General features: G+C 47.0%; 11 protein-coding genes. 9 read left to right on the top strand and 2 right to left on the bottom strand.

Annotated features, from left to right (window positions below; genetic code table 11):
• The first annotated feature begins 17 nt into the window (after positions 1–17).
• The 5 genes from DWX84_RS14815 (at position 18) to DWX84_RS14790 (ending at position 10,320) form a co-directional block, all read left to right on the top strand.
• Complete coding sequence (locus DWX84_RS14815) at positions 18–1,736, top strand: phosphoethanolamine transferase (RefSeq protein ID WP_005863022.1); 1,719 nt, start codon at positions 18–20, stop codon at positions 1,734–1,736.
• Between the two features lie 17 nt (positions 1,737–1,753).
• Positions 1,754–4,240, top strand: coding sequence for an ATP-binding protein (locus tag DWX84_RS14810; protein ID WP_022192628.1), 2,487 nt, complete (start codon positions 1,754–1,756; stop codon positions 4,238–4,240).
• A gap of 370 nt (positions 4,241–4,610) precedes the next feature.
• Positions 4,611–5,783, top strand: coding sequence for a DUF418 domain-containing protein (locus DWX84_RS14805; RefSeq protein ID WP_048928220.1), 1,173 nt, complete (start codon positions 4,611–4,613; stop codon positions 5,781–5,783).
• Positions 5,784–5,833: 50 nt separating this feature from the next.
• Positions 5,834–7,153 (top strand): sigma-54 dependent transcriptional regulator, encoded by a 1,320-nt coding sequence (locus tag DWX84_RS14800; protein WP_122377545.1) that lies wholly within the window; start codon positions 5,834–5,836, stop codon positions 7,151–7,153.
• Positions 7,154–8,076: 923 nt separating this feature from the next.
• The gene (locus DWX84_RS14790) at positions 8,077–10,320 is read left to right on the top strand and encodes an LruC domain-containing protein (RefSeq protein WP_121961210.1); all 2,244 of its coding nucleotides are present in this window, start codon (positions 8,077–8,079) and stop codon (positions 10,318–10,320) included.
• Between the two features lie 67 nt (positions 10,321–10,387).
• Here DWX84_RS14790 and DWX84_RS14785 read toward each other — a convergent pair whose 3' ends face one another.
• Together DWX84_RS14785 and DWX84_RS14780 are read right to left on the bottom strand one after the other, a co-directional pair.
• Positions 10,388–11,350: a GNAT family N-acetyltransferase gene (locus DWX84_RS14785; protein ID WP_057319644.1), complete on the bottom strand. Its 963-nt coding sequence runs from the start codon at positions 11,348–11,350 to the stop codon at positions 10,388–10,390.
• 3 nt (positions 11,351–11,353) lie between these two features.
• A complete protein-coding gene (locus tag DWX84_RS14780; RefSeq protein ID WP_005863009.1) occupies positions 11,354–12,271 on the bottom strand; it encodes a DUF2156 domain-containing protein in 918 nt (305 codons plus the stop codon).
• A gap of 376 nt (positions 12,272–12,647) precedes the next feature.
• Here DWX84_RS14780 and DWX84_RS14775 point away from each other — a divergent pair, with 376 nt between their 5' ends.
• The 4 genes from DWX84_RS14775 to pgl are packed head-to-tail and all read left to right on the top strand — an operon-like array spanning position 12,648 to position 17,675.
• Positions 12,648–14,027: an FAD-dependent oxidoreductase gene (locus DWX84_RS14775; RefSeq protein ID WP_005863007.1), complete on the top strand. Its 1,380-nt coding sequence runs from the start codon at positions 12,648–12,650 to the stop codon at positions 14,025–14,027.
• Between the two features lie 10 nt (positions 14,028–14,037).
• On the top strand, positions 14,038–15,498 hold the full coding sequence (gnd, locus tag DWX84_RS14770; RefSeq protein WP_122377544.1) for a decarboxylating NADP(+)-dependent phosphogluconate dehydrogenase: 1,461 nt from the start codon (positions 14,038–14,040) through the stop codon (positions 15,496–15,498).
• A gap of 4 nt (positions 15,499–15,502) precedes the next feature.
• A complete protein-coding gene (gene zwf, locus DWX84_RS14765) occupies positions 15,503–16,969 on the top strand; it encodes a glucose-6-phosphate dehydrogenase (RefSeq protein WP_005857714.1) in 1,467 nt (488 codons plus the stop codon).
• A gap of 4 nt (positions 16,970–16,973) precedes the next feature.
• Positions 16,974–17,675, top strand: a complete 702-nt coding sequence (pgl, locus tag DWX84_RS14760) for a 6-phosphogluconolactonase (RefSeq protein ID WP_036628751.1) — start codon at positions 16,974–16,976, stop codon at positions 17,673–17,675.
• Positions 17,676–17,841 lie beyond the last annotated feature (166 nt).

Raw genomic sequence — 17,841 nt, 5'->3', positions numbered from 1 at the left:
GGCAAAGTTTTGATTGAATGAAGTATTTTACAAGGTTAATACGCTGGATATCTTCACAGGAGCATTTATATTTCTTATTTGCCCTGTTATTTATCATCCCAAACTGTGTGTTCTTTTTTACGGAACCGCTTCCCGTCACGGTCGGTATCGCCTCGTTGCTGATACCTTTGGCCTTTTGGATGTGTGTTTTATTAGTGGCCCGTAAACCGGGGATCGTGGTTTGGTGCCTGTTGCCGAAGGTTATATTAGATGGGGGGCAGTTGGTGCTTCTGTATCTTTTCGGGCAGTCCGTGATAGCGGTTGATATGTATTTGAACCTTACCAGCTCGAACGCTTCCGAGGCTAGTGAGTTATTGGGGAATATCATTCTGGTGATCGGTTGCGTATTCTTTTTCTATACATTACCTACGCTGGTGCTCGCTTGTCGTTCGATACGGCAGAAAGAGAAACTGCGAAATCCTTTCCGGAAGAAATGGGCTAAGATCAGCCTAGGCATGTTTGTCGTGGGTTTGCTCCTTTGCTTCCTGTCTCCTTCGCAAGATCACCGGTTCTCATGGAAGGACGATGTATATCCGGCTAACGCCCTATACAATTTATATTTCGCCATAAATAAGGCGGAGAGGAACAGCAAGTATCATATTACTTCCGCCGACTTTAAGTTCGACGCCACTAAGCCGGAGCAAGCGGAGGGAAAACGGGAGATCTACGTCTTGGTAGTGGGAGAGACCTCCCGTGCTATGGAATGGAGCCTTTACGGATACGAGCGCAAGACGACTCCCCGTATGGAGGCTTTAGACGGATTGGTGCATTTCACGGATGTGGTGACGCAATCGAATAATACGCATAAAAGTGTCCCCATTATCCTGTCCGCTGCCAGCGCCGAGAATTATGGAGTCCTTTACGACGAGAAAAGTATCGTGACCGCTTTCAAAGAGGCTGGTTTCCGTACGCTCGTGATCGCCAACCAGAAACTAACGACCTCGATGATCGGCGCTTTTTACCGGGAGGCAGATACCTTTATCGATATGAGTGCATTTAATACGGGTTCTACGCTAACCTCCTTGCACGATGCGGCGATCTTGCCTTATCTAAAGAAGGAACTGGATAAAGAGGACGGTAATCTTTTCGTAGTACTGCATACTTATGGCTCGCATTTTAATTACCATGAACGTTATCCGAAGGAGTTCCGTTTCTATAGGCCGGATAAGGCGGAGGGAATTCGTGCCTCGTATAAAAAGGAGTTACGGAACGCTTATGATAATTCCATCCACTATACAGATTACGTGCTGGGGGAAATCGTGGATATGTTGGCGAAGACAAATGCTCCGGCATCCATGCTTTACTTAAGCGATCATGGAGAGGATATCTTCGATGATTCCAGAGCCCGTTATCTGCATGCGTCTCCGATACCGACCTATTACCAGTTGCATATCCCGTATGTGATCTGGTTCTCGAAGGCTTACCGGGAGTCATATCCCCAGAAATATCTGGAAGCGCAGGCACACGAGACTTATCCGGTTAGCACGAACAGCGTATTCCATACGATGCTTGATATAGCCGGTGTGCGGACTCCGGTGGCCGATTCCACGTTTGCCTTAACGAATCGTGCCTTCAAGGTACGTGACCGTATGTATCTGGGAGACCATGACGACCCGATCCCATTTTGGAAAGTCGGCTTAAAAAAGCAGGATTTTGAGATGATGGATAAATGGGATATCGCTTATGATAGGAATTAGACTGATCTCAACCGTATATGAAAGAGCAAAGCGGACATATTACTAGCAAGGTGATATTAGGCTATATTTTGCTGATTACCATTGCGGTCTGCTCGGTCGCTTACATTTATAATATAGTAGAGAAAGTGGCCGAGGAGGACGAGCCGGATCATCAGGCACGCCGGAAGGTGTACTTGGTCACTAATACGCTCTCCCTGCTCTATGAAAGCGAGGCGTTGGGGCAGTTGGTAGGCATGCCCCAGAACGAGTTCCGCCACTTCAATCGTACGTTGAATAAGGCCCATAATAACATGGATTCGTTGAGGACCTTGGTGACGGACTCCATGCAACTCCTGAAAATAGATACGATCGACATACTGCTGGAGCGTAAGCGATGGAATACCCGTCGTTTGCTTGAGACTTGGCAGGAAGCGAATACGGAGCGTCTTTATACGGAGAATATCGAGAAAATAATTGCCGTCCGGGATACAATCGTAAACGAGGTGCAGGTACAAGAGCGGGTAGAGGTCAAGCAAGATACGGTGGTAGTTCCCCGTAAGAAGCGGGGATTCTTCAAGCGTTTGGCCGACGTGTTCTCTCCCGGCAAGGAAGATACCAGCATCGTGGTGAACACGACCCGGGAGATCGTTACCGATACGTTGGTGAACGCTTATAATCCGACCGATACGATTGTCAGCGTGCTGAAAAGCATCCAAGACAGTGTGGCTTGGCAACGGCAACAACTGATGGATCAGTTGTTGGAAAGGGCCTCTAACTTACGGTATAACAATAGCGTGATTACCCGGGAGATCAACCAGATGCTCCGTAATATAGAGGAGGAGGAGATGGAGGCGTCGCTGGAAAGGGTCTATAAGAAGCAGGTACTATTAAGGGAGACCTCCCATTTGATCGCCGGAATCGCGATCGTCTCCGTGGTAATCGCCTTTCTGTTCCTCTTCTTTATCTCACGGGATATCTCACGAAGTAAATATTACCGTATGCAACTGGAAAAGGCGAAACAGGTCGCCGAGAGCTTATTGCGAAGCCGTGAGAAGCTGATGTTGACGATCAGCCACGATATACGGGCTCCGCTCTCTTCCATCATCGGATATATCGAGCTTTTGCTACGCCGCCATCCAGACGAGCGTCAGCAATATTATCTGGAGAACATGAAAGGTTCCTCGGATCATATCCTTTCCTTGGTGAACGACCTGTTGGATTTCCAGCGGTTGGAGTCCGGCGAGATGGAGGTGCATAGCGTTCCCTTCCGTGTCCCAGTCTTGTTCGATGAGATCTATACCAGCTTCCAGCCGATAGCGGAGGCGAAAGGCTTACGGTTTGTCTTGAACCTGAAACCGGAGGAGACTGGGCAAGTCTATATGGGCGACCCGATCCGTATCCGGCAGGTCGTAGGAAACCTCTTATCCAACGCTATCAAGTTCACGGAAGCGGGACGAGTCGTTTTGCTTGTCTCCCTCCAAAAACTTTCAATTATCAATTATCAATTATCTATTACCGTCAGCGATTCCGGTCCGGGCATCCCGAAAGAGGAACAAGAGCGGATATTCGGGGAGTTTACCCGCCTTGCCGATACGGAAGAGGCGGAAGGTTTCGGTCTGGGCCTCTCCATCACCCGTAAGCTTCTGTCCTTGATGAACGGTACGCTTGCTTTGGATAGTACCCCGGGAAAAGGCAGTGATTTCACGATCTTGCTACCTCTTCCCTTGGCTGATAACCAATCTTTGCCGGACGTAATGGCGGAGGCTCCGGATGCTGGTGAAGCCGAGGCTTTACCCTTGTTTGAGGGGCAAGATGTCTATTGTCTTCTGGTAGATGACGATCCTCTACAACTGGCCTTGACGGAGGAACTCTTGAAGCAGAGTCACGTGCAGGTGGTAGGTTGTACGAATCCGCATAACGTCCTCGAGCTATTGCGGAACACCGTATTCAACGCCATTATCACCGATATACAGATGCCGACGCTGGATGGCTATCATTTACTGGAGCGGATACGTACGTCCGGTATCCCCGGAACGGATGAGATCCCGGTGATCGCCCTATCTGCCAGTATCGCCAAGGAGCACGAGCATTATCTGGAGGCTGGTTTCACGGGTTTCTTGAACAAGCCGTTTACCGCCGCCCAATTAATCTCCTTGCTGAATGAGTTGCTGACACTCCATCTGGAGGCAAGGAGCGAGTTGAATTTCTCTTCGTTGACCGCTTTTGCCGGAGAGGATCCGGAGGCCTCAGCCTCTATACTGAAAACCTTCTCGGAGGAAACCCGCAAGAGCATCGACTTACTTCGGGATGCGTTAGAGGGAAAAGACCGGGAGGAAGCCTCCCGGATATCTCATAAGTTGATTCCCCTGTTCACGATGCTGGGGGCCAATTCATTGGTACAACACCTGCGGATCTTGGAGAAGAATGATGAGGAACTGACCGATTCCGGCTGGTACCACCTGCTGGGCGAGGTAATCGAGCAAGCGCTTGCTATCGTGAAGGATGCGGAGTCTGCCATCGGGTAATCTTGTGGAATCCGGTGTGGAATAAATACCCATCCGTGGAATGCCTTTCCCCATGCTTTTGAAATAAAATTCTACTTTATAGAAACAAAATTTATCTATTACTTGTTAAAGGATAAGTAGTTAGATATTCATTATCGTGCGTTTCGCTGGCTTTGGCACGATATTCGCTATCTATTTAATGAAATCGCAAGTGGGCGTTTCTACATTTAAACCGTTAAAAACGAAAGTCATGAATTTATTCATGGCGAAAGATTAAGTCCTGAGTATTCAATTTAAGTCTGCAAAAGAAAAAGGCATCCTTTCGAGGATGCTTTTTCTATTTAGTTTCGTTACTTTTGCCACGAAATAATAAAATCTACTGAATCATATCATGGAACACGCACTACAAGCCCGGCCCCGTATCGAGGTGGTCGACGCATTACGAGGATTTGCTGTTATGGCTATTATCCTATTGCATAATATCGAGCATTTTAACTTGTATAATTTTCCGGAGGCTACTACCGATTTTATGAAAGCCTTGGATAAAGGGGTATGGGATACCTTGTTCTTCCTCTTTTCCGGGAAGGCATACGCTATTTTCGCCCTGCTGTTCGGTTTTAGTTTTTTCATCCAGTTTGATAACCAAGCGAGGAAAGGGAAGGACTTCCGGCTTCGTTTCTTCTGGCGGTTGGTGCTCCTATTCTTTATCGGTTGCTTCAACGCATCGTTCTTCCCGGGGGAGATCTTGGTGCTTTATTCGATCTTGGGTATTGTGTTGATACCGGTTTGCAAGTTGAGTAATAAGGTGGTATTGGCGATCGCCGTGGTCTTGATGCTACAGCCTATGGAGTGGGGTAAATTCATGTATGCCCTGATGCATCCGGAATATGTGGCATCCAAGGAACAATGGCTGGTGCACTGTATGCGGATCTTTCCGTATATGGAAGGTACCAGCTTTTGGGAAATGGTCAAGTCCAATCTGTGGGACGGGCAGCTGTATAGCCTTCTCTGGGCTTGGAGCTATGGACGTTTCTTCCAGACATCGGCTCTCTTTATGCTGGGTATGTTGTTGGGGCGCAAGGGATTGTTTGTCGATCCGGAGAAGCACCGGACGTTTTGGACAAGGACCTTTGTTATCGGGGTAGTTTGTTTCATTCCCCTCTATTATCTGTCCCTTTCCCTACCCGGTTTGCTGGAGCGTACCGAAGAGCTTCGCCCGATGAGCACGATCGTGTCTTCCTTGCGTAATTTCTCGTTCATGTGCGTATTGGTATCCTCCTTTATCTTCTTGTGGCAGTGGAAGGCGCCGCATAAGGTGCTTCACGGGCTTGTGCCTTACGGGAAAATGAGCTTGACGAATTACCTCACGCAATCGATGGTAGGCTCTTTCATCTATTTCGGATACGGTTTATCCCTGTATGACGATCTGGGAACGACCGCCAGCTTCGCCGTAGGAATCCTTCTTTTCATTCTCCAGCTAGGTTTTTGCCACTGGTGGCTGGCCCATCATAAACAAGGTCCTTTCGAGGGAGTATGGCGTAAAGCTACGTGGATGTTTTCTTGATTCGTTTTATTTATTTACCTTTGTGGTTACTATAAATAATCTGAGTGGGTATGTTGTCGATTCTAATCGTTGAAGATGATATAACTTTTTCCTTGATGCTTACCACATGGCTGGGTAAGAAAGGGTTTGTCGTAAGATCCTCGTCCTCTGTCTCCGACGCTAAACGGAGGCTGGGGGAGGAAGCGTTCGATTTGGTTATATCGGATTTACGCCTGCCGGATAGTGACGGGATCGACTTATTGAAATGGCTGAAAAGCACTCATCCTTCCTTACCCCTTATCATGATGACCAGTTATGCGGAGATACAAACGGCGGTTCAGGCGATGAAGCTGGGAGCGGCGGATTATATCGCCAAGCCGCTGAACCCGGATGAGTTGCTGGGAAAGATCAGGGAGCTTGCGCACGTGGAGGAGAAGGCTCCGGCGAGAGTCCCGGTTCCCTCGGCCCCGGATCTTTATATCGAGGGGCAGAGCCAAGCGGCCCGCCAGCTTTATGAGCATGTGCGTTTGGTGGCTCCGACGGATATGTCGGTATTGGTGACCGGCGCTAGCGGTACCGGTAAGGAGTACATCGCCCGTCGGATTCACGAGCAAAGTAATCGTAGCAAGGCTCCGTTTGTCGCCGTGGATTGCGGCGCTATCCCCAAGGAATTGGCGGCTTCCGAGTTCTTCGGCCACGTGAAAGGTTCTTTTACGGGGGCGATCGAGAACAAGACCGGGGCGTTCGTGGCGGCCCAAGGCGGTACGATCTTCTTGGATGAGATCGGGAACCTGACGTATGAGGTGCAGGTCCAGCTATTGCGTGCCCTGCAGGAGCGCAAGGTGAAGCCGATCGGGAGCAATCAGGAGATCGCCATCAACGTACGTCTGATATCCGCTACGAACGAGAACTTGCGGCAGGCGATCGAGAAAGGAGATTTCCGTGAGGACCTGTACCATCGTATCAATGAGTTCACGATCCGTATCCCGGACTTGAAAGAGCGAAAAGAGGATTTGCTCTTGTTCGCCAACCACTTCCTCGATCTGGCGAATAGCGAGCTCCAGAAAGATATCATCGGTTTCGACAACGATACCATGCAATTGTTCCAATCCTATTCTTGGCCGGGCAACCTGCGGCAGATGAAGAACGTCATCAAGTACGCTACCTTATTGGCGACCGGCCGATACATCACCCGCAAGGAACTCCCGGAGGAACTGACGGAGAACCTCCTGTCGCACGCCAACATCCAGCTAAAGAACGTGGAGCACGAACGAGACCTTATCCGTAAGGCCCTCCAAGAGTGCGGCAACAATAAGACCCGTGCGGCCCAGTTATTGGGCATCGACCGGAAGACGCTTTACAATAAGCTGAAGATTTATCAGTTGGATTGAAAATTCCGTGTTTTATGTGAGTGCTTAAGGCCTATTGGGAGCCTCTGGCTTGTATGATGGGTCTGTTGCGAAATAGAAGCTTATTCTGACTATTTGCTTCATATTATACGAATATGTTGACATACCCTTCGTGCGAAAGTGACAAGATAATGAGATAGGTGTGGCAATAAACACGCTTTTTCTTGAAAAAGGGGCCGATTTTGTACACGATAGGTGGCGAAACCTGTTGCGATAGGTCGTATTGCCCAATGCCGATACTCGCGTTAGGCATTATGAGCGGCCGTGCATAGGGTTATGAGTACTCATGAATGGGCATTCTTGCCGTGCTATAACCCTATCGTAACACTGCTTTTACCATTTTCTTGCCTCAAAATATGAGATACGATGAATTAATTTCTCTGGAGCGAAAGGCTATTTTTCAGTATTCGTCTATCAACGAGACGAATGCTGTTTTTTCTTCTCGTATTTGGGAGCAATCCGTACCTTTGCCCGAAAAAATCGATTCTCCGAGACTTTGGTTTTCATTTTGTCAAATTGCCAGATGGCATGTTATTGCCAAGAGAAAATCGCTAGGGGCCTTCTCCACATCGGCACCAACCACCTTTGCCGGGAACAGTAACTTTGGCTGATAAGCTGATTGAATGGTTGGAGTAGGGTGAATAGTCTTTTATTGTTCTTTTTTAACATGGCATGAAATAAATATTGTCTATTTATCAAAGGTGTTTTCTTTGGGGCATTATTAATTATAGTTAATTGATGTGATAATATTTGTGCGTTTAAGAACTTCGCATTATAATAAAATCTACCTTTGCTGTTGATAATACTCAATAAGTTGATTAAAATATACAACTTCTTTTTTAAACGGTGTTATAGGGTAATACTTAAATGTTTACAGGATTAGGGAACAATACAACTTTAATAATATGAGAAGAATGATTCAATCAACAATGAAATGTGTCGCTATCGCGCTTTGCGTTCTATTGGCGGCGTGTACTACCGATGTGTACGAACCTAAGCCGGATCCGGTTCCGCCTACTCCGGAGAAGCCGGATCCGTCTTTGCCTAATGATTTCAATCAATCGACAGCTACTATTCGTCAAATGACTTTAACCGTAGAGGTGAATGATGAGTTCAATGGCCAGTATGATTACCAAGTATGGGTATATGACGTGAATCCTTTCTATGCCGATGATGCTAAACCATTATATGGTGGTGTGGCCAACGGGAATAAGCCGTATGTTCGCACGATGACATTGCCCCAAGCTTTAGAAACAATTTACATTATGCAGATTGATCCCCGAAAAGGAAAATCGGTGAAGACCGTATTAGTAGATCCCTCAATGAAGGATCTGGCTTGCGATTTTAAGCCAGCTTCTGCCGTTGGTACAACAACTAAATCTTTATTGAGAAGTGGAGAAGATAATTATAATTCAGGAAAAGCTAGATTGATTTCTGCCCAGGAGTTTTTTAATATGGCTTCTAAGGATAAAGGTTCTATTACTTTGTATGAAGGGGAGTATAAGCTTGTCGGAGAAGGTTATGAGGCAAAGGCCCTTACTCTGGTCGGAAGTGTGACATTATATGTAGAAGGGGCATTGTCTGTCTCAACTCTTATAGGAAGCAGTGGGGCTACTATTGTTTTGGACCAGAAGGGTAGTTTGAAAATCCTTGAAGCTGATGGACAATCACAAGGTAACGGCGCTAGGCTGGTTGTGAAAAGTGGAGCGAAGTTTGGAGAGCCGGATGATAGTTTTAAACCCGCTTACAAATTAGTTGATTATGATCTTGAGAACTATGGAGAAGTAATTCTTTCGGGATATAGATCGAAAAATCATGCTGTTGAGCTAATAAATTATGGTACGATTAAGGCTACTAATATTAATATGACAGCAGAAAATAGTGGCAATGGTGGACGGATAGAGAATCATTGTAAGATTAATGTTGAAGCCGGACTTTCGCTTTACAATGTTGGTATGTTCTTGGGTGCTTCTACTCTGCTTGAAGCAAGATATATGGATGCGAAAGAGATTGAGTGTGAAATGGAAAAATACTCGATTTTCAGAATTACGGATACAGATGATGTGTCAGGGCAGAATTTGGCATCTTTTAAAAGTTGGAACAAGATAGAGTGTAAGGATTCAGATTATGCCTTATTGGATTTCACGCAAATTAATTTATCGGGAGGAACGCTTTCGTTGGATGGGAATTTGGAATTGTTGGGAGACTTATGGAAAGGGAATGAACTTTCGAAAAATCTAACGTTGTCTGGTGGAAGTAAGCAGGTTGATAAAAACGCTTCAATTGCAATTCCTGCGGGCGATTGCACGGGTGATGGTAATCAAGGTTCGACAAATCCTCCTTCTAATCCTAATTATCCGATAGAAGTTCCCAATGGTCCCTACTATACATTCGCCATGGAAGATAATTGGCCTGCTTTTGGTGATTATGATATGAATGATTTGGTGTTGGGCATACAGAGTCAATTGGTTATGGACGGCGCAAACAATGTAGAAAGTATGATCTTAACTGTCAACTTGATTGCGGTAGGAGCTACAAAGACATTGGGAGCAGGTATCCAGTTTGATAGATTAACGACCGCCAAGATAACGAAAGCTTCTGTGCCGAATGGCGTGTTTGCCAATAATGGATATTTTGAATCGGCAAATGAAATAGAGTCGAATCCTTCTGCTGCGGTGCTACCTTTGTTTGATGATGCGCATAGGATTATGGGTAATGTGGATAAGCGAGTGCCCGTGAATACATTTAATAATGCTAACGATTATGGCATAAGAACTTTGCAATATGAGGTCGAATTCAACAGTCCTGTTTCATCAGATGATCTGGATATGTTCTATTTGAATTTCTTTATAGTAAATGGTGGTAATGCCCAGAATCGTTCAGAAGTCCATTTGGCTGGTTATAAACCGACTGATCGGGTTAAAGCTGAGACAAATAATTATGTTGCTAATGACCCTGACAATTCAGATAAGACAATGTGGGGATTTATTATCCCGATGAGTGATTTTAAATATGCGTCAGAAGTCGTTTCTATTGATCAAGCATACCCGGCATTTAAGGAATGGTCTGCTTCATCAGGCACAAGCCAGAAAAATTGGTATATGAATCCGGAAGAGAAATATGTTTATCATAAGCCGGTAAAGAAATAATAGTAGTTATATATTTATATATAAAATCCCCTAGCCAAAAATCGTCTTAGCTAGGGGATTTTCTTTGTCAGTCCAGCATCAAACTCATATAAGCCGTCCTCCCTTGGTACCCCATCAACTGTCGTGTTAGCGTTTGGTTATCCATTTGTTCCAAGTCTTTTTTGGAGACGGGGCTTTCGTGTTGTTTGGATAGCCAGAGGTGGATCATGCGTTTCGTGTCGATGATGCGGGCCATACCCATAGGTAAGGTACCCGGAGGGGTGGGAGGGGTATTGACCGTCGCTTGTGATATGTTATTTTGCAGGGTAAGCTCTTGCAATATTAATTCCTTGATCTCTTCCGAGTCGTAAAGAAGTTCCTTGATAAAAAGCTTTTTGTCGGACGGCGCTGTACCCGCCTCAAGAGGTAGTGCGAAAGCCATGCCAACCACCTTCTCGTTCTCGTCCAAGGCCGTGTACATTCCTCCGTTATCTAATTGCAGATCCCGGAGTATTGTGATGAAATCATCCTGCGAGTGCAAGATACAGGAAGGGCGTTCACGTAATTTGCGGTTGAAATAAGCGAACAATTCGTCGGTTGTCGGTACCTCCGGTTGGATAACCGTTATCTTCGGGAGTTGAACCGGCGTATTCGGGCGGATATACGTCTCCACGGAATAATCGAATGCCTCGGTATAACCCTGTTCCCGGTAATAGTCGAATAGCCAAGGATCGGCAGGGATCAAGGCGGAGATAGCGACCTCACGCCGTTCCATTTCCTCGAATGTCTCTTGCAAGAGTTGCCGCATAAGCCCCTGACCCCTTTCTTCCGGAGCCGTGCACACCCCGGAGATATAGGCCACCGAGATCTCGGTACCCAAATAAGTCATCGTATAAGGAACTATCTGCAAGGCAGATACTATTTTACCGTCCTTCTCGATGGTCATTGCGTTCTCGTCCTTGTAAACACGATCAAAATAAAGGCTGATAAATGCCTCGGAATCCCCGAAGCAGGTACGCCATAAGTTTACGATTTGTTGTTTCTTGTCCATAATTTATTTAGTTTGCGTAAGTTGCTTTTTTATTGCGGCACTCTTCTCTAATAGTATGGTAGGCTGATAAGAAAGCTTCGCTTGGCGCAACCCCGGTATGCCGAGATCCTCCTCCCGGTTCACGTAAGTATACTGTTCCGGAAGGTGAGAAGCGAACTCTTGGTTAATCACCGTATAGGCACCGTCGAAATTCACGTCCGCTTTCTCCACGTGAACCCCGAATGTATTATGGTTGATAGGGGCCCCGAAAGAGAAAGCGATAATCTCGTTATCAACCCGGAGAGCGCCACCGATCAGGCCTAGGCTGTCAAAATGATGTAAGGCATAGGTAAGGGAGCGACGTTCGTCATTAAGCTCTTCCTCGTCATTATCTCCATTGTTTGCTTTATACCATTTACATTCCAGTTTCAGGCATTGCGGTACGATATCCGGCGTGATAGGGACATACTCGTACGAATAACGTTTCTTGAAATTATTGATATGATTACGCTTGGATTGATATTTCTTACCCCGTAAGGTAGCTAAATCCTCCCGTAAATAAATATAGTCGAAATAATCCCGCTCCGGGATATAGAAAAAGCTTCCGGGAAGTGCGCCTTCCAGTTGCTCCTTGGCGTCGGGGGTGATACCCAGCATACAGAGCGGATGTCCATATTTTAAGGAATCCTCTTCTAGCAAACGAACGGCACCCGCTAAATCTCCATCCCCGACAGGCATCATATAGGCGAAACGGCTCTTGTCCTCGATCATGAAACGGATTAATAAATAGCCATCCACGATAGCGAATTCGCTGTCATATAAGAAACGCCAACTGCACATGTTCGCGAATGAGAAATCACAATTGCGATAATCGCTGGGAAATGTAAATGAGGTTATGATCTCTTTGTCTTCTAACCTAATCGGTTTAAACGGTATATCCATAAATTTTCTTGTACTGTTTTACAACTGCAAATATAAAACTAAAATGCATGTGCGAATGTTTAGAATGGGAATAATAAAGGTGATATAAATACCATCACGATTCCCATCACGATTTGTAAAGGTAACCCTACCTTTACATAGTCCATAAATGTATATTTTCCGGTGGACTTAACGAGTGCGTTAGGTGGCGTAGAGAAGGATGAGGCGAAGCATATTGTCCGTTATTTTGTTGTTTCGGGAAAAATGGCTAAACTTATAGGTTGAACAGCCATTTTGTAAAATAGGGGCTGGAGCTATTTTTGCAATATGAAATTCGCAACAATTAGGTTAAAACGAATGTTATTTTAATGTCTAACGAAAAGAAGATAAATCAGAGATGAAAAAGTACGACGCGATTATTATTGGTTTTGGGAAAGGTGGAAAAACCTTGGCGGCGGATTTGGCCAACCATGGATGGAATGTAGCTGTGGTGGAGCGTTCGACGGGTATGTACGGAGGTACTTGTATCAATATCGGCTGTATACCGACGAAAGCGCTTGTACATTACGCTCAAGTGACAGGGTATCGCAGACCTTCTACCTTCGAGCAATATGCGGAGGAGTTTAAGCAGGCGATCCTCGCCAAGGAGAAACTGACCTCTTTGCTTCGTGAGAAGAATTTCAAGAATCTGGATGATCGGGAGACCGTAACGGTCTATACCGGAGAGGCTTCTTTTCGTTCCCCTTATGAGATTGTCGTGAAAACGGATACGGACTCTTTCTTGCTGGAAGGCGAGAAGATATTCATCAATACCGGAGCCACGACGATTATTCCTACGATAAGCGGTATCGAGGATAATCCTTACGTATATACAAGTACTTCCATTATGGAACTGGAGAAACTGCCACGGCATCTGGTTATTGTCGGAGGCGGATATATCGGGCTGGAATTCGCTTCCATGTTCGCCGGTTTTGGGTCGAAGGTAACGATCTTGGAGGCAGGGGAGGTGTTCATCCCTCGTGAGGACCGGGACATCGCCGATTCGGTGAAGTCCACGCTAGAGAAGAAAGGGATCACCATTCATTTGAACACGGTTGTGCAGACGATTGAGCAGGATGTTGAGCGGGCTGCGGTGATCTGCCGTAACGCTATCTCGGGAGATACCTTGCGGCTGGATGCTGAGGCGGTGCTTTTGGCTACCGGCCGTAAACCGAATACGGAAAGCCTAAATCTGCAGGCCGCCGGAATACAGACGACTAATCGTGGCGCTATCGAGGTGGATAGTAAGTTGCGTACCAATATCCCTAATATCTGGGCGATCGGGGATGTACATGGCGGATTACAATTCACCTATCTGTCTTTGGATGATTACCGTATTATCCGGGAAGAGCTGTTTGGTAATGGTTTCCGGAGCTTGGACGATCGGGAAGCAGTGGCTTATTCCGTATTCATCGATCCTCCGTTGGCCCATGTCGGGTTGAACGAGACGCAAGCCCGTAAGATGGAGAAAAATATAAAGGTGGCCAGCCTGCCTGCCGCCGCTATGCCTCGTACCCGTACCATCGAGCAGACGGATGGCTTGCTGAAAGCCGTGGTAGATGCGGATACCGGGAAGATCCTAGGATGTACCTTATTCTGCGCCGAGTCCAGCGAAGTCATAAATACGGTTAGCTTGGCGATGCGTCTCGGGCAAGATTACACATTCCTTCGGGATTCGATATTCACCCATCCGTCGATGAGTGAGGCTTTAAATGATCTATTTGGATTAATAAAATAAAAACATAAATATGAAAACATCAAATATTGGATTAATCGGCTTGGCTGTGATGGGCGAGAACCTTGCGTTGAATATGGAAAGTAAGGGGTTCGCCGTATCCGTTTATAATCGTACAGCGCAGGGAGAGGAAGGCGTGGTAGACCGCTTCATGAGCGGTCGTGGAAAAGGAAAGAATTTTATAGGAACCCATACGATACAGGAATTTGTTGAGTCTATCGAGCGTCCTCGCAAGATTATGCTGATGGTAAAAGCGGGTGCCCCGGTGGATGAGCTGATGGCTCAATTGATTCCTTACTTATCACCCGGTGACGTGATTATTGATGGTGGTAACTCGGATTTCCATGATACGGAACGCCGGGTGAAGGAGATGGAGGCGCATGGGATGTACTTCGTAGGTACCGGAATCTCCGGAGGCGAGATCGGTGCCTTGTACGGACCTTCCGTGATGCCGGGTGGTTCGCCTGCCGCTTGGCCTTTGGTGAAGGATGTCTTGCAAAGCATCGCCGCCAAGCTGGACGACGGGACGCCTTGTTGCCAATGGATTGGTCCGGGTGGAGCCGGCCATTTCGTGAAAATGGTACACAATGGTATCGAGTATGGAGATATGCAGTTGATTTCCGAGGCGTATTCTTTATTGAAGAATCGTCTGGATCTGGACAATGAGGCCTTGGCTCGTATCTTTGAGGATTGGAACACGGGAGAGCTGGATAGCTACCTGATCGGTATTACGGCCGATATTCTCCGCTTCAAGGACGAGGCGGGGGAGGGCTACCTGCTAGATAAGATATTGGATGCCGCCGGCCAGAAGGGTACCGGTAAATGGAGCGCTATCGCCGCTATGGACGAGAATGATCCGCTGACATTGATTACCGAGGCTGTTTATGCCCGTATGCTTTCTTCCATGCAGGAAGAACGGAAAAAAGCGTCCTCGCTTTATCCGAAGAGTGGCGTGCTGGGGCAGACCTTGATCTCGGAGAAAGAGATCAAGCAGGCTTTGTATGCCGCTAAGTTGGTTTCCTACGCGCAGGGATTCTCTTTGTTGTACCAAGCCTCCAAGCGATATGATTGGCAGTTGGATTACGGTACGATCGCCAAGATCTGGCGGAAGGGATGTATCATACGCTCTGTCTTTTTGGAGAAAATTACGCAGGCTTATGAGAAGAACCGGAATCTGGAGAACCTCTTATTCGATGAGTTCTTTATTCAAAAGATCGAGTCTTCCTTGTTGGCTTGGCGGCAAGTGGTAGCCGAGGGTGCCTTGCATGGAGTGGCTTTGCCGGCGATGAGCTCGGGGTTGAGTTATTTCGATGGACTGTCTACCCCGCATTCCGCCGCTAACTTGATTCAGGCCCAGCGGGATTATTTCGGGGCTCATACTTATGAGCGGGTCGATTGGGAGCGTGGTAAGTTTTTCCATACCAACTGGACGGGTGAGGGAGGAAAGACGGTTTCTGGAACTTATAACGTATAAAGGTATGAAGAAAGCAGATAATCAATTATTAGTTATATTCGGGGCGTCGGGCGATCTTACCAGTCGCAAGTTGCTTCCCTCTTTGTTCGAGTTATATGTCCGGGGCTTGCTGCCCGACCGCTTCTGCATCTTGGGGGCTGCCCGTACCGCTTATGGTGATGAGGAGTTCCGTGCGGAGCAACATACGCATATCTTGGAGGCACAGAAGGGAAAGACTTACGACGAGGGCTTGATCGATGACTTCTTGGAGAATGTCTATTACCTCGCCTTCGATTCCACGAACGCCGATGAATACTACAAATTGCGTGAGCGCATCGAGTTCTTGCAAGAGAAACATGACTTGCCGGATAAGATCATCTATTACTTGGCTACCCCGCCGGTGATGTACGAGATCGTCCCGCAATGTTTGCTGGAGAGCGGTTTGAACAAGACCGAGTCTCCAGATGGTTTCAGGCGGATCATCGTAGAGAAGCCGTTCGGTACCAGCTTGGAGTCTGCCCGCCAGTTGAACGATCATTTACGACATATCTTCCATGAGGAGGAGATTTATCGTATCGACCATTATCTGGGGAAAGAGACCGTGCAGAATATCTTGGTATTGCGTTTCTCGAATGGTATTTTCGAGCCATTGTGGAACCATAATTATATCGATTCCATCGAGATCAGCGCAACTGAGACCTTGGGGGTGGAGAATCGAGGGAAATATTATGATGGAGCCGGGGCGATGCGGGATATGATCCAGAATCACTTGATGCAATTGATGTCGTTTATCGCCATGGAATCTCCCTCTATATTCGAGCCGGAACCGATTCGTGACGAGATCGTGAAAGTATTCCGCTCCATACGTCCGTATACGGTGTTGGATATGGATAAGATGGTTGTCCGCGGACAATATATCGGTTATCGGGAAGAGAAGAACGTAGCTCCCGACTCGAATACCGAGACGTATGTGGCGATGAAATTCTTCATCGATAACTGGCGCTGGAGCGGTGTGCCCTTCTATTTCTATACGGGAAAGAAGTTGCCGGAGAAATCATCGGAGGTAGTGATCCACTTCAAGTCTACGCCCCATCAACTGTTTGTCGGTCAATGTTCGGGAGGTTCCTGCAATAAATTGACCATCCGTATCCAACCGAACGAGAGTATATCCTTGAAGTTCGGGCTGAAAATGCCGGGAGCCGGTTTCGAGGTGAAGCAAGTCAGCATGGACTTCCGCTACGATTCCCTCTCGAAGAGCTATCTTCCTGACGCTTACGAGCGTCTGTTGCTGGATGCCATGCTGGGCGATTCCACCCTGTATGCTCGTAGCGACGCTTTGGAGGCTAGCTGGAAATTTATCGATCCGATCTTGCTCCATTGGAAAGAGGAGGGTTCGAAGAACTTATTCTTTTATGAGCCGGGTGAGGACGGACCGGAGGAAACTGTTATTTTAGGTGCGGAAAAGAAAGTCTGCGCCTGCCAAAGAAGATAATTTTATGGAAATAAAGAGATATAATGAGATGAAAGAGGCGCTTCGGTCGATGACGGAGGACATGATGGCGATGATTCGCCGGAAAGACTTCGCTCCGTTTAACCTAGCGCTCTCGGGAGGGGAGACGGCGAAGCATATGTTTTCCCTCTGGGTAGATGAGTATAAGGATAAGATTGACTGGAATAACATCCGTTTCTTCTGGGTGGACGAGCGTTGTGTTCCACCAACGAGTCCGGATAGTAATTACGGTCATGCGAATCATTTGCTTTTTAAGCCTTTGCGTATCCCGGCGGACCATATCCACCGGATCAAGGGCGAGAACGAGCCGGGTACCGAGGCGATGCGTTATTCATGGGTCGTAAAGGAATTCTTGCCGTTGTTCAATCAAATGCCTACGTTCGATTGCATCATCCTCGGCGTAGGTGAGGATTCCCATACGGCATCCATTTTCCCTACCACCATGGAGCTATTGTCGGATAGCCGTAACTATGCGGTATCCCAGCAACCTTCTACCGGCCAATACCGGATCACCATGACGGGACCGCTTATCTTGAACGGCGCCCCCTTATTGGTCCCGATACTGGGCACGAACAAGGAACCCGTAATCCAGAGGCTCTCCAAAGGCTATTCCCCCTCAAACGACACGCCTGCGGCCTATATCTTATCGCATGCCGTACAGGCTACGATTTATGGGCTGAACCCATGATTTTGCTACATGCCGAGTCCTTCCAAAAAACATGTACGTGTTTTCGAAAAAACACGTACGACTTTTGGGAAAAACACGTACATGTTTTCGGAATCTTGTGATCATGTTCCTATGACTTGATTTGTAGTGAGATAAGATGACATGATACAGATTTACTTCACACGTA

The organism is Parabacteroides sp. AF21-43 (assembly GCF_003635435.1).
In the GTDB taxonomy this organism is placed as follows: Bacteria; Bacteroidota; Bacteroidia; order Bacteroidales; family Tannerellaceae; genus Parabacteroides; species Parabacteroides distasonis.
Note: the sequence above shows the minus strand (reverse complement) of the source record. Positions and strands in the feature narration are given on the sequence as shown.

Bases quoted from the DNA above. Each gene is read 5' to 3' on its own strand.
- DWX84_RS14815 (WP_005863022.1), top strand. From the start codon at position 18: ATGAAGTATTTTACAAGGTTAATACGCTGGATATCTTCACAGGAGCAT.
- DWX84_RS14810 (WP_022192628.1), top strand. From the start codon at position 1,754: ATGAAAGAGCAAAGCGGACATATTACTAGCAAGGTGATATTAGGCTAT.
- DWX84_RS14805 (WP_048928220.1), top strand. From the start codon at position 4,611: ATGGAACACGCACTACAAGCCCGGCCCCGTATCGAGGTGGTCGACGCA.
- DWX84_RS14800 (WP_122377545.1), top strand. From the start codon at position 5,834: ATGTTGTCGATTCTAATCGTTGAAGATGATATAACTTTTTCCTTGATG.
- DWX84_RS14790 (WP_121961210.1), top strand. From the start codon at position 8,077: ATGAGAAGAATGATTCAATCAACAATGAAATGTGTCGCTATCGCGCTT.
- DWX84_RS14785 (WP_057319644.1), bottom strand. From the start codon at position 11,350: ATGGACAAGAAACAACAAATCGTAAACTTATGGCGTACCTGCTTCGGG.
- DWX84_RS14780 (WP_005863009.1), bottom strand. From the start codon at position 12,271: ATGGATATACCGTTTAAACCGATTAGGTTAGAAGACAAAGAGATCATA.
- DWX84_RS14775 (WP_005863007.1), top strand. From the start codon at position 12,648: ATGAAAAAGTACGACGCGATTATTATTGGTTTTGGGAAAGGTGGAAAA.
- gnd (WP_122377544.1), top strand. From the start codon at position 14,038: ATGAAAACATCAAATATTGGATTAATCGGCTTGGCTGTGATGGGCGAG.
- zwf (WP_005857714.1), top strand. From the start codon at position 15,503: ATGAAGAAAGCAGATAATCAATTATTAGTTATATTCGGGGCGTCGGGC.
- pgl (WP_036628751.1), top strand. From the start codon at position 16,974: ATGGAAATAAAGAGATATAATGAGATGAAAGAGGCGCTTCGGTCGATG.